Source organism: Streptomyces subrutilus (genome assembly GCF_008704535.1).
GTDB classification, from domain to species: Bacteria; Actinomycetota; Actinomycetes; order Streptomycetales; family Streptomycetaceae; genus Streptomyces; species Streptomyces subrutilus.
In genome coordinates this window covers 1,936,418-1,948,943 of the sequence record NZ_CP023701.1, presented here as the reverse complement: position 1 = coordinate 1,948,943, position 12,526 = coordinate 1,936,418, and the positions used below count along the sequence as shown (strand labels likewise).

Here is a 12,526-nt window from a genome sequence, read left to right as displayed (position 1 = left end):
GGTCTCCTTGTACTTGACCGACATGTCCGCGCTATTGCCTAGGATCGGTGACCGTTCCAGCGGAACAGGTCCTGTTCCTCGATCACCTGGTCCACGAGAGCGGACATGGCATGCAGCAGGCCGTTACCATCGCGTGACGGGGTGGCGGTGGGGATGGGAGCGCCACGCTCCAGCACGTCGGAGTCGATGATCTCCGCCCGAATGAAGGTGGAGCCCTTTCCTTGCTGGCAGTAGGCATCCAGCCAGGCACTCTGAACATCCGTTTTGATGCGTTTTTCCGTCAGAGCGTAGATCTTGCTGGTGATGGCGCTGCTGATCTCTTCGACGATCGCGTCCCGCTGCTCACCGGTCGGAGATTCCCCTTCCCAGCGCACGGGACGCTCAAGCAGCCACATGATCTGCACCTGAAGCTCATTGCGGAGTTCAGCGACAGGTTTGAGTGTGTCGTACTCGTCCCAACCCCATTCACCGAGCCGCCTGGAAAGTGCCTTGATCCGCGTCCAATGCTCTTTCGAGTTCGACTCGAGACCGAGAAGCCCACGCCATCGAGCACGGTAGGTGCTCGCCGCTTTGGTCACGGCGAGGGCCAGATCCATCCGGTCGAAGACCGGCTTCGCCGGCCCCAGTGGCACCGACTTCTCACCCTCGGCGAGTTGTCGTGTCAATGCCTCAAGCTGACTGATGGTGCGTCTGGCACTGTTGCTGACGGGGCGTAGTGGCTTGTGCATTCCACCGACGAAGTAGCAGCGTCGCTCCAGTCGCCGTCGGATTCCCCGCTCTGCTGTCGTACCCAGCTCCTCCCCGATGGAGCTGAGCATGTTTTCCGCCGAGGCGCGAACATGCTCCTCCCGGTCCGCGAAACTCGGAAGGTTGTCGGCTCTCATGCGGTCGAAATGGGTGAACAGGAAGCTCAGCTTGCTTGTGTTCCCCGAAACGGCGATGGACTTCAAAGCTGCGGCCGGGGCTGCCTGCATGGGAGCGGTGGCATTGTCCACCAGGAGGATGGCATCGACTTCGTCGAGTCGTTTGGCCAGATCGGTGGAGAGCGTGGACGCCGACTTCGGCGTATGCCCCAGACCCTCCAGGTCGATGAGGACCATCCGTTGGGGCGCATCTGCCCACGAGGAAGTAAAAGGCCCCCCCCACTCGGATACCGTTGACGAGTGGCGTGAGCAACCGGCCGAAGAGCGGAGCGTAGTTGCTGGAAAGCCACGTGACCGACTTGAGGAACGCGCCACGGTCCTCGGTCGACAGCGTCCAGGTGAGCGGCCACCCCTGACGCGTGCGCCGGAGTTCGCCCTCCGTGAGGAGTGCGAAACGGAGTTCGATCTCGTGGAGCATGTTGTCGACGATGATGTGGAACTCCTCCAGCTGACGGAGCGAGGAGTCGAGCACTTCTTCCAGGAGTTCCTCGATGACACGCTCGTCGTCACCCGCCTGCGGCTGCAGGTCCGCAAGGGCACCCTGCTTCTGTTCCGCCACCAACCTTCGCAGCTCGGCCACGGCCGTGATGAGCATGGCGGCGGTCGCGTCACTGTCGATGGCGGCGAGTTCGTCGGCTTCGAGCGCAGTCGGGTCCTCGTCCGTCTCGTCCTCGTCATCCGGCATGTCGTCGTCATCGGATGTCAGGGTCGGCCGGCCGAGTGTGTAGCTGAACCGGAAGCGCTGGTTCACGTGATCCAGAAGTCGCCTCAGTGCTTCGCTGTTCGACTTCCCCTGGAAGATTGCCAATGCAGCGGAGGACACGTTGTCCGTGAGGTGATCGATCACCTCATCTCGAGCGGCGAAGGTGACCGCAGCCTGGTAAGGACCGTCCTCCGTCGGGATGATCTCGGTATCGGCCACCGTGGTCTTCGCCGTCGACGTGGACGGGAAACGCTCGGTGCCGGGATCTGTGCCGAGCAGTTGCCGCACCGCCGTGGTTTTCCCGGCACCTGTCGTACCCAACAGGAGGACATGGGGGTATCCATCAGCCAAGGTCGGCAGAGGCAGAAATTCTTCGCGCAGTCCTCTGAAGTCTGTGCGGGTGGCTTCGAGTCCGTCGTAGAAGACATCGACGATCCGCTGGTCGTACAGCGCGATTGCTTTCGACCGGGCCTGCGACTCCCACAGTCCTTCGTCCTGAAGGATCTGATTCAGTTGTTCGACGAGGACGTCAGCCTCCTCGTCGACGCTCGTTCCCAGTCCTCGTCGGACACGCCGCCCCTGTTTACCGGTCGCCGGATCAAGTCGACTCGGGTGCCGGAAGATAACTGACCATCCGTCTCGCCCCTGCGAACGACTTTTCGACGCGGTGTAGTGACGTCCCATTGCCAACCCCCCAGTTGTTCCCGGTTGTTCCGAGATGCGGAACGCTGTCAGGCGCTGTGACGCATAGTCAAATTGATCAAGCCGCGTTTCCTGCGGTGGTCGTTGATCACGATGTTTGACTGGCTGGTACGGCCTGCTTGCGGGGGACTGTCGTTCCTCGTACCTGCGCGAAAGCCGACAAGCGCGAGACGCTGGTGGCGCTGTTCGAGGACGAGTGCCCGGCCTGCTCGCCAGCCGCAGGTGGATAGCGGTTCGGCTCGTCGGCCCAACGTGACGCGACCGACGCCGGACATTGCGAGGTCGCTTCGGCGATAACTCTGCGTAAAGAGTGACGGACCATCAGGTTGCCCTGACGCGCCGTCATGGATGCAGGATCATCTTGCACCAGCGTTGCACAAGGTGCTGAAAAACTACAGAGATCAGTGGAGGGTAGTGAAGGTAGGTATCCGCAGGTCAGATGGCATATTGAGGTGTCGTGCCCCTTGCCACCAAGGAGCACGACACCCCGCCCGTCAGATGTCGCGGAAGATCTCGATCTGGGCGCCCACCGAGTTGAGGCGTTCGGCCAGTTCCTCGTAGCCGCGGTTGATGACGTAGACGTTGCGGAGCACCGAGGTGCCCTCGGCCGCCATCATCGCCAGGAGGACCACCACGGCCGGGCGCAGGGCCGGGGGGCACATCATCTCGGCTGCGCGCCAGCGGGTGGGGCCCTCGACCAGGACGCGGTGCGGGTCCAGGAGCTGGAGGCGGCCGCCGAGGCGGTTGAGGTCGGTGAGATAGATCGCGCGGTTGTCGTAGACCCAGTCGTGGATCAGGGTCTGGCCCTGGGCGACGGCGGCGATGGCCGCGAAGAACGGGACGTTGTCGATGTTCAGCCCGGGGAACGGCATCGGGTGGATCTTGTCGATCGGGGCTTCGAGCTTGGACGGGCGGACCGTGAGGTCGACGAGGCGGGTGCGGCCGTTGTCGGCCACGTACTCCGCCGAGCGGTCGTGGTCCAGGCCCATCTCCTCCAGGACGGCGAGCTCGATCTCCATGAACTCGATCGGGACCCGGCGGATGGTCAGCTCCGACTCCGTGACGACCGCGGCGGCCAGCAGGCTCATCGCCTCGACCGGGTCCTCGGAGGGGGAGTAGTCGACGTCCACGTCGATGTTCGCGATGCCGTGGACCGTGAGGGTGGTGGTCCCGATGCCCTCGACCTTGACGCCCAGCGCCTCCAGGAAGAAGCACAGGTCCTGGACCATGTAGTTGGAGGAGGCGTTGCGGATGACGGTGACGCCGGCGTGCCGGGCCGCGGCCAGCAGCGCGTTCTCGGTGACCGTGTCCCCGCGTTCGGTCAGCACGATCGGGCGGTCGGGCGAGACGCCCGCCTCGACCTGCGCGTGGTAGATGCCCTCGGTGGCGGTGATGTCGAGCCCGAAGCGGCGCAGCGCGATCATGTGCGGCTCGATGGTGCGGGTACCGAGGTCGCAGCCGCCCGCGTAGGGCAGGCGGAAGTGGTCCATCCGGTGGAGCAGGGGGCCCAGGAACATGATGATGCTCCGGGTCCGGCGCGCCGCGTCCGCGTCCATGGCCTCCATGTCGAGGCGGGCCGGCGGGACGATTTCCAGGTCGACGCCGCCGTTGATCCAGCGGGTGCGGACACCGATGGAGTTCAGGACCTCCAGGAGGCGGTAGACCTCCTCGATCCGGGCCACGCGCCGCAGCGTGGTGCGGCCCTTGTTGAGCAGGGAGGCGCAGAGCAGGGCGACGCACGCGTTCTTGCTCGTCTTGACGTCGATGGCACCGGACAGCCGACGGCCGCCGACGACCCGCAGGTGCATCGGACCGGCGTAGCCCAGAGAGACGATCTCGCTGTCGAGGGCTTCGCCGATCCGGGCGATCATCTCAAGGCTGATGTTCTGGTTGCCGCGCTCGATCCGGTTCACGGCGCTCTGGCTGGTGCCGAGCGCGTCGGCGAGCTGACTCTGTGTCCAGCCGCGGTGCTGCCGGGCGTCACGGATGAGCTTGCCGATGCGTACGAGGTAGTCGTCTGCCATGGGTGAACGGTATCTCAGATATGAGATGTCGCTCGCGCCGGGTGTGGCGAACGGGTGTTACCCACCGTCAGATCTCGTCGGCGTGCCGACGGACACCCGTTGGCCCGGGGCGTCCGTCGGCTTCCAGGGTGCGCGCCGCGGGGGAGCGGCGCGCGGCGGAACGGCCGAACGGGTGAACGCGTGCCGGTCGGGTGCCGGTCGGGTGCTGTTCGGGTGGACATGGGGCTATTTGTCGCCTTCCCGTGGACGGATGCTCCGGGTGCGTGCGTTGGGGGACTGGCCGGGCCAATTCGGCGGAATTCGTCCCCATTCTCTGGGCGCGACTCAAATTCGACCCGACCCGACCCGACCCCGACCCGACCCGGCCCAGCCTCGGCCCCCCGCCCCGCTCCCCTCACCCCCCGGTGCAGCCGCAGGCGCGGTGGCGGCCGCCGTGGACCGACGCGTACGCGGACGGGCGCGGTGCGGACGTGCCGCGGGCCAGGCGGGCCGCGGCCGTCCGTCCCGCCGACGACTCCGCGTCGTGCACCACCCGGCCGCCGACCAGGGTCATCCGCACCTGCGTCCCGCTGATGTCGGCCACCGGGCAGCGGGTCACATCCCGGTCCAGCACCACCAGGTCGGCGGCCCGGCCCTGTTCCACCGTCCCCGTCAGCCCCTCCTGCCGCAGCTGCCACGCCGTCCCGGACGTGTGCATCCGCAGCACCGTGCTCCGGTCCAGCCCCTCCAGCTCCCGGTACAGCCCGCCCGTACCGTGCGCGCCCTGCCGGTCGACGGCCGTGCGCAGCTGGTTCCACACCTGGAGGGCGTCCACCGGCCAGTCGGAGCCGCCGGACAGCCGGGCCCCCGCCTTCTGCAGGCTGCGCGCCGGATACATCCACCGGTGCCGCCGCGGCCCGATGTACGGCAGCAGCGCCTCCACGGTCCAGGTGTCCCGGGCCGCCCACTGGAGCTGCATGCAGGCGGCCACCCCGAGTTCCGCGAAGCGCCGCAGGTCCGCCGGGTCCACGAGCTGGAGGTGCGCGACCGCGTTGCGCGGGTCGCGCAGCCCGGTCGCCCGTCGGGCGTACGCGTAGCCGTCCAGGGCGGTGCGCACCGCCCGGTCGCCCAGCCCGTGGGCGTGCAGCTGCCACCCGGCGGTGTTGAAGGCGGCCGTCAGCCGGCCGTAGTCCGCCGCCGAGGTGTAGAGCTCGCCGCGGTTGCCGGTCGGCCGGCCCGACCCGTCCAGGTACGGCTCCAGCAGCGCGGCGGTCTGCGCCGGGTACTCGATCACCCCGTCAAGGAACACCTTCACCATCCCGAACCGCAGGCCCGCCACCCCGTCGAACTCCCGCCGCAGGCCGCGCGCGTACGCCAGGGCGCCCGCCGGGTCCTTCGCCTGCGCCGCGTCGAGCCGCAGCGCCGGGACGATCCGCTGCGGCAGCCGGCCCGAGCCCGCCAGGTCCCGGTAGAGCTCCAGTTCGTGCCGTCCCACCAGGGCGTCCATCATCGTGGTGACCCCGGAGGCGGCGGCCAGTTCCAGCACCCGGGCGCACGCCGTGACCAGTTCGGCCCGGGAGGGTTCCGGGACGTGCCGCTTGACCAGGTCCTGCGCGTCGTCCTTGAGCACGCCCGTCGGCTGCCCGTCCGCGCCCTTCACGATCCGGCCGCCCACCGGGTCGGGGGTGGCCGCGGTGATGCCGGCGAGGTCCAGGGCCCGGCGGTTGGCCCACAGGTTGTGTCCGTCGCCGCCGACCAGGACCACCGGCCTGCGGGTCGCCAGCGCGTCCAGCAGGGTGTGGTGCGCGGCCGTGCCCGCCGGCAGCAGCCCGACCGGGTTCCAGTCCTCCACGACCAGCCAGCCGTCCGGTTCGGCCCCCGCGCCCCCGGTGTCGGCGAGGAAGCCGCCGAGGAGCGCGAGGAGTTCGGCCACGGTGGTCTCCGCGCCCTCCAGCGAGGGCCGCAGCGACCGGTCGCCGGCGCCCAGCGGGTGCACGTGCCCGTCGTGGATGCCGCTCATCACGGTGTTCCCGCCTGCGTCGACCACCTCGGTGTCCCGGCCCACGTACCGGCGCAGCTCCGCGTCCGGGCCCGTGGCCAGGATCCTCCCGTCCCGCCCGACGGCCACCGCCTGCGCGGGGCGGCCCCGCGTCACCCCGCTGAACACCCGTGCGTTGCGGACGACCAGCGCGGCCGAACCGCGCCCCGATGCCGATGCCGATGCCGATGCCGATGCCGATGCCGAAGGCGCAGCCGTCGCCGGGCCGGCCGTCGCGCCCACCAGGCCCGCCGCCCCGGCGGCTCCGGCCGCCGCCAGCAGCCCCCGCCGTGACAGGGGGCGGGGGCCGGGCTGCGCCGGCGTCAGGGAAGAATCCGTCATGACCACTCCAAACGTTGGACGTGGCCAGGACACTCTTTGGTTAAGGCCGTAACCGGAACCCGCTCCGGCCCACGGAATCCGCAGCCCCGCTCCGTACGATGACCGCGTGCCAGGACCGGGACCGACCATCGCCGACATCGCGCGCGCCGCCGAGGTCTCCACCGCGACCGTCTCGCACGCGCTGAACGGCACCGGCCGGCTCGCCGACGGCACCCGCCGCCGGGTCCGCGACACGGCCGCCGCCCTCGGCTACGGAGCCCGCGGCCCCCGTACGCGCACCCGCACCCTCGGCCTCGCCGTCACCACGTACGCCGGTTCGGCCTGGGACTTCGCGGGCGTCGCCTACTTCTCCCGGCTGCTGACCGCCGCCACCTCCGCCGCGCACGCCCGCGGCTACGCGCTGACCACCCTGCCCGCCGACCGCGGGGCCGAGCCGCTCTGGCACACCCTGGCCGTCGACGGCATGCTGCTGCTCGACAGCCCGGACGGGGACCTGGTGCTCCGGGCCCTGCGGGCGCGCGGGCTGCCGGTGGTCTTCGACGGGCGGCCCGCCGCGCCCCGGCCCGACGACGTGTGGGTGGACAACGACCACACCGCCACCACCCGGGCCGTGCTCGACCACCTCGCCGCGTCCGGGGCCCGCCGCCCCGCCCTGCATTCCGGGTACGGGCGGGAGCACTACACCGCGGCCGTCACCTCGGCCTACGCCCAGTGGTGCGCGGAGCGCGGCGTACCGGCCCTGGTGATCCCCTTCGACCCGGCGGACACGGCCGGACACGCCTTCGACGCGGCCTTCGCCGCGCCGGACCGCCCGGACGCCGTCTACAGCGTCTACGACCCCGGGGGACACCAGGTGCTCGCGGCGGCCGCCCGGCACGGAATCCGGACGCCGCAGGGCCTGCTGCTGGTCTGCGCCAGCGAGGACGCGGGGTACGCGGACCACGAGCCCGCCGTGACCACCGTCACCCTGAACCCCGAGCGGATCGCGGTCGTGGCGGTGTCCGCGCTGGTCGGGATCATCGAATCCGGACAAGCGGAATCGCCGGGGCAGCGCACGGTGGCGACAGGACTGAGGGTGCGCACCTCGTCCCGGCCCCCGGACATGTACTAGAGTTATCTCGACATCGAGATATCTGCCCCAGGCGAACCGCAGCCGTCCCGCTAGTAAGGGTTACCTAACTTAGCCTCACCTTAGCGGATTGGCCAGAGCGCCACGCGGCAGGATTGCGGTAAAACGCGCGAATTCATGCATGAAGGAGACTGTCGTGTCGGCGAACAGCTTCGACGCCCGCAGCACGCTGCAGGTGGGCGACGAGTCGTACGAGATCTTCAAGCTGGACAAGGTCGAGGGCTCCGCCCGCCTTCCCTACAGCCTGAAGGTCCTGCTGGAGAACCTGCTCCGCACCGAGGACGGCGCGAACATCACCGCCGACCACATCCGGTCGCTGGGCAACTGGGACTCGCAGGCCCAGCCCAGCGAGGAGATCCAGTTCACGCCGGCTCGCGTGATCATGCAGGACTTCACCGGCGTCCCCTGCGTCGTGGACCTCGCCACCATGCGCGAGGCCGTGAAGGCGCTCGGCGGCGACGCGTCCAAGATCAACCCGCTGGCTCCGGCCGAGCTCGTGATCGACCACTCGGTGATCGCGGACAAGTTCGGCACCCACGAGGCGTTCGCCCAGAACGTCGAGCTGGAGTACGGCCGCAACAAGGAGCGCTACCAGTTCCTGCGCTGGGGTCAGACCGCCTTCGACGAGTTCAAGGTCGTCCCCCCGGGCACCGGCATCGTCCACCAGGTCAACATCGAGCACCTGGCCCGCACGGTCATGGTCCGGGGCGGCCAGGCCTACCCCGACACCCTCGTCGGCACCGACTCGCACACCACCATGGTCAACGGCCTGGGCGTGCTGGGCTGGGGCGTCGGCGGCATCGAGGCCGAGGCCGCGATGCTCGGCCAGCCGGTCTCCATGCTGATCCCGCGGGTCGTCGGCTTCAAGCTGACCGGCGAGCTGCCGGCCGGCACCACCGCCACCGACCTCGTGCTGACCATCACCGAGATGCTGCGCAAGCACGGCGTCGTCGGCAAGTTCGTCGAGTTCTACGGCGAGGGCGTCGCCGCCACCTCGCTCGCGAACCGCGCCACCATCGGCAACATGTCGCCGGAGTTCGGCTCCACCGCCGCGATCTTCCCGATCGACGAGGAGACGCTGAAGTACCTGCGCCTGACCGGCCGCGACGCCCAGCAGGTCGCGCTCGTCGAGGCCTACGCCAAGGCCCAGGGCCTGTGGCTGGACCCGGCCGCCGAGCCCGACTTCTCCGAGAAGCTGGAGCTCGACCTCTCCACGGTCGTCCCCTCCATCGCCGGCCCGAAGCGCCCGCAGGACCGCATCGTCCTCGCGAACGCCGCGGAGCAGTTCGCGGTCGACGTGCGCAACTACGTCAGCGACGACGAGGAGGCCGGCAAGGAGTCCTTCCCCGCGTCCGACTCCCCGGCCGCCGCCAACGGCGTGCCCACCAAGCCCACCCCGGTCACGCTGGCCGACGGCACCTCCTTCGAGATCGACCACGGCGCCGTCACCGTCGCCGCGATCACCTCCTGCACCAACACCTCGAACCCCTACGTCATGGTCGCCGCGGCGCTCGTGGCGAAGAAGGCGGCCGAGAAGGGCCTGACCCGCAAGCCCTGGGTCAAGACCACCCTGGCCCCGGGCTCGAAGGTCGTCACCGACTACTTCGACAAGGCCGGCCTGACCCCGTACCTGGACAAGCTGGGCTTCAACCTCGTCGGCTACGGCTGCACCACCTGCATCGGCAACTCCGGTCCGCTGGACGAGGAGATCTCGAAGGCGATCAACGAGGCCGACCTCGCCGTCACCTCGGTGCTCTCGGGCAACCGCAACTTCGAGGGCCGCATCAACCCCGACGTCAAGATGAACTACCTGGCCTCCCCGCCGCTGGTCGTCGCGTACGCCATCGCGGGCTCCATGAAGGTGGACATCACCCGGGACGCCCTGGGCACCGACACGGACGGCAAGCCGGTCTACCTCGCGGACATCTGGCCCTCCGAGGCCGAGGTCAACGACGTCGTGGCGAACGCCATCGGCGAGGACATGTTCAACAAGTCCTACCAGGACGTCTTCGCGGGCGACGCCCAGTGGCAGGCGCTGGAGATCCCGACCGGCAACACCTTCGAGTGGGACCCGCAGTCCACCTACGTGCGCAAGCCCCCGTACTTCGAGGGCATGACGATGGAGACCACCCCGGTCTCCGACATCGCCGGCGCCCGCGTGCTGGCGAAGCTGGGCGACTCGGTCACCACCGACCACATCTCCCCGGCCGGCGCCATCAAGGCCGACACCCCGGCCGGCACGTACCTCACCGAGCACGGCGTCGAGCGCCGCGACTTCAACTCGTACGGCTCCCGCCGCGGCAACCACGAGGTCATGATCCGCGGTACGTTCGCCAACATCCGCCTGCGCAACCAGATCGCCGCGGGCACCGAGGGCGGCTTCACCCGCGACTTCACCGTCGAGGGCGCGCCGGTCTCCTTCATCTACGACGCCTCGCAGAACTACCAGGCCGCCGGCATCCCGCTGGTCATCCTGGCGGGCAAGGAGTACGGCTCCGGCTCCTCCCGCGACTGGGCGGCCAAGGGCACCGCGCTGCTCGGCGTGAAGGCCGTCATCGCCGAGTCCTACGAGCGCATCCACCGCTCCAACCTGATTGGCATGGGCGTCCTGCCCCTGCAGTTCCCCGAGGGCGCCACCGCGGCCTCCCTGGGCCTCACCGGCGAGGAGACCTTCGCCTTCACCGGTGTGGAGGAGCTCAACAACGGCACCACCCCGCGCACCGTCAAGGTGACCACCGACACCGGTGTGGAGTTCGACGCGGTCGTGCGCATCGACACGCCGGGCGAGGCGGACTACTACCGCAACGGCGGCATCATGCAGTACGTGCTCCGCAACCTCATCCGAGGCTAGGGGCGCGCCAGGCGGAGCCGAATCAGTCGACTCGGCTCCGCTTGTCGGCACCATAGGGCCGTATCCCCGAAAAAGGGGATACGGCCCTTCCGTTTGTTCCGGTGCCTTCGGCGGCCGGATCAGGTGACGGTGAGGTCTCAACTCGGAAAAGCCGGGGCTGATCCTTGTGCATGATCTTGCTCACACGAGCGGAAGTGGACTATACCTGTGCCCGTCCGGACCACCGCGCATCGAGCGGCCCCGGACCGGGGGACGGCGGGGACCTGCGGTGATGCCGCACGTACGGCAACTGCTGCGACTTCCCCCTCCTTCACACTTCTGACGAAGGCGAGGACTTGAGCATGGGATCCACCTCCGCCCACGGCGAGAACAGCACCGACGGTCTCGGCCGCCGCGACCTGATCAAGCGATCCGCCGCACTCGGCCTGATCGCCGTGCCGACGATGAGCTTCCTCTCCGCGTGCGCCGCCGGCGGTGACGAGTCGGCCACCAAGGGCGGCGCCCCCAAGGGAGCGGTCACCAAGGAGAACCCCTTCGGCGTGGCCAAGGGCGGCAAGCTCGACGTCGTGGTCTTCAAGGGCGGGTTCGGCGACGACTACGCGAAGGCATGGGAGGCCGCCTTCGACAAGAAGTGGGGCACCACCAGCTCCCACCTGGGCACCCAGGAGATCACCGCCAAGCTCCAGCCGCGCTTCAACGGCGGCAACCCGCCGGACGTCGTCGACGACGCCGGCGCCCAGCAGATCAAGCTCGACGTGCTCGCCAAGGGCGGCCAGCTCGCCGACCTCGCCGTGCTCCTCGACGCCCCCTCGCTGGACGACCCGGCGAAGAAGGTCCGCGACACCCTGATCGCCGGCACCGTCGAGCAGGGTACCCAGGGCGGCAAGTTCGTCGCGCTGAACTACGTGTACACGGTCTTCGGCCTCTGGTACTCGGGCAAGCTCTTCAAGGAGAAGGGCTGGACCCCGCCGAAGACCTGGGACGAGTTCCTCGCCGTCTGCACCAAGGCCAAGGAGGCGGGCATCGGCGGCCTCGCCCACCAGGGCAAGTTCCCGTACTACATCAACGTCGTCATCATGGACCTGATCGCCAAGAAGGGCGGCCTGGACGCCATGAAGGCGATCGACAACCTGGAGCCGAACGCCTTCGAGGGCAGCCCGGTCGCCCTCGCCGCCGTCGAGGCGGTCTACGAGGTGGTCGAGAAGGGCCTCTTGATGCCGGGCACCAACGGCCTCACCCACACCGAGTCCCAGACGGCCTGGAACCAGTACAAGGCCGCCTTCATCCCCTCCGGTTCCTGGCTGGAGAACGAGCAGCTGAAGCAGACCCCGGACGACTTCGACATGAAGTTCCTCCCGGTCCCGGTGCTCGCCGACAGCAAGCTGCCCTTCGAGGCCATCCGGGCCGGAGCCGGCGAGCCCTTCATCGTCCCGGAGAAGGCCGCCAACAAGGCCGGCGGACTGGAGTTCCTCCGCTCCATGCTGTCGCGCGAATGGTCGACGATCTTCGCCCAGCAGGCCAACTCGCTCACCGTGGTCAAGGACGGCGTGGACCCGGCGGTCAAGCTCCGCCCGGGCACCCAGTCGGCCGTGGAAGCGCTCAAGGGCGCCGGTGACAACACCTTCAACTACCTGTACACCGAGTGGTACAGCGAGATGGGCACCGAGATCGAGAACGCGTCCAATGAGCTGATGGCGCAGCGGATCCAGCCGAAGGAGTGGATCAAGCGCGCCCAGGCTGCGGTAGACAAGGCGGCCAAGGACCCCAACGCCAAGAACAACCGCCGCAGCTGACGCCGCGTCCACCGGTCACCCGGCAACACCAGGGACGGACAC

The 12,526-nt window shown here is 68.9% G+C and carries 7 protein-coding genes; 4 read left to right on the top strand and 3 right to left on the bottom strand.

The window, feature by feature from the left end; all coding sequences use genetic code 11:
- Window positions 1–38: 38 nt before the first annotated feature.
- On the bottom strand, window positions 39–1,100 hold the full coding sequence (locus CP968_RS34735) for a hypothetical protein (RefSeq protein ID WP_229886177.1): 1,062 nt from the start codon (window positions 1,098–1,100) through the stop codon (window positions 39–41).
- Window positions 1,101–1,332: 232 nt separating this feature from the next.
- On the opposite strand from CP968_RS34735, the gene CP968_RS34730 reads away from it, so the two are divergent.
- A complete protein-coding gene (locus CP968_RS34730) occupies window positions 1,333–2,256 on the top strand; it encodes a hypothetical protein (RefSeq protein WP_229886179.1) in 924 nt (307 codons plus the stop codon).
- Window positions 2,257–2,822: 566 nt separating this feature from the next.
- On the opposite strand, the gene CP968_RS08310 is transcribed toward CP968_RS34730, so the two are convergent.
- Window positions 2,823–4,352 carry a helix-turn-helix domain-containing protein gene (locus CP968_RS08310; RefSeq protein WP_150517385.1) on the bottom strand — a complete coding sequence of 510 codons (1,530 nt, stop codon included), beginning with the start codon at window positions 4,350–4,352 and terminating at the stop codon, window positions 2,823–2,825.
- A gap of 394 nt (window positions 4,353–4,746) precedes the next feature.
- On the bottom strand, window positions 4,747–6,711 hold the full coding sequence (locus tag CP968_RS08305) for an amidohydrolase (RefSeq protein ID WP_229886180.1): 1,965 nt from the start codon (window positions 6,709–6,711) through the stop codon (window positions 4,747–4,749).
- A gap of 106 nt (window positions 6,712–6,817) precedes the next feature.
- Between CP968_RS08305 and CP968_RS08300 the strand changes: the two genes are divergently transcribed.
- The 3 genes from CP968_RS08300 to ngcE all read left to right on the top strand — a co-directional run bounded on the left by CP968_RS08300 (window position 6,818) and on the right by ngcE (window position 12,484).
- Window positions 6,818–7,822 (top strand): LacI family DNA-binding transcriptional regulator, encoded by a 1,005-nt coding sequence (locus CP968_RS08300; RefSeq protein ID WP_150517384.1) that lies wholly within the window; start codon window positions 6,818–6,820, stop codon window positions 7,820–7,822.
- A gap of 154 nt (window positions 7,823–7,976) precedes the next feature.
- Window positions 7,977–10,691, top strand: a complete 2,715-nt coding sequence (gene acnA / locus CP968_RS08295) for an aconitate hydratase AcnA (protein WP_150517383.1) — start codon at window positions 7,977–7,979, stop codon at window positions 10,689–10,691.
- Between the two features lie 341 nt (window positions 10,692–11,032).
- Window positions 11,033–12,484 (top strand): N-acetylglucosamine/diacetylchitobiose ABC transporter substrate-binding protein, encoded by a 1,452-nt coding sequence (gene ngcE / locus CP968_RS08290; RefSeq protein ID WP_150517382.1) that lies wholly within the window; start codon window positions 11,033–11,035, stop codon window positions 12,482–12,484.
- Window positions 12,485–12,526: the final 42 nt, after the last annotated feature.

What these genes read in the sequence shown, in the direction of transcription:
- CP968_RS34735 (WP_229886177.1), bottom strand. Translation starts at nt 1,100, where the DNA reads ATGGTCCTCATCGACCTGGAGGGTCTGGGGCATACGCCGAAGTCGGCG.
- CP968_RS08310 (WP_150517385.1), bottom strand. Translation starts at nt 4,352, where the DNA reads ATGGCAGACGACTACCTCGTACGCATCGGCAAGCTCATCCGTGACGCC.
- CP968_RS08305 (WP_229886180.1), bottom strand. Translation starts at nt 6,711, where the DNA reads ATGACGGATTCTTCCCTGACGCCGGCGCAGCCCGGCCCCCGCCCCCTG.
- ngcE (WP_150517382.1), top strand. Translation starts at nt 11,033, where the DNA reads ATGGGATCCACCTCCGCCCACGGCGAGAACAGCACCGACGGTCTCGGC.